1 pseudogene is annotated in these 276 nt (G+C 60.1%); it reads right to left on the bottom strand.

The window, feature by feature from the left end:
* Nucleotides 1-35 precede the first annotated feature (35 nt).
* A pseudogene (locus EOC06_RS42095) lies at nucleotides 36-276 on the bottom strand (hypothetical protein); the annotation flags it as partial.

Genomic DNA, 276 nt, shown 5'->3' with positions numbered 1-276 from the left:
GTCTATTACCGCCGGATCAACTAGACGCCATTGCTCTAGAGATCGCGCTGCAGCGCCAGGATGCGGATGGCCCGGACGGACCGCTCCCGCGCCTCAGTGAGGAAGGCGATGTGGCAGTAGGCACAGGCCACGATGCCAAAAAGCAGCACCAGGCTGTTCTTCAAGGTGAAATCGACGGCCAGCGAATACGGAAGACCCTTGGGCGACGTGAATTCGGCAATCGTGCTCGCCGTTTCCGAATGGCTGCCGACGGCGATCATCAGGCCAGCGAAAATC

Source organism: Mesorhizobium sp. M7A.F.Ca.MR.362.00.0.0, assembly GCF_004023175.1.
GTDB lineage: Bacteria > Pseudomonadota > Alphaproteobacteria > Rhizobiales > Rhizobiaceae > Mesorhizobium.
Note: the sequence above shows the minus strand (reverse complement) of the source record. Positions and strands in the feature narration are given on the sequence as shown.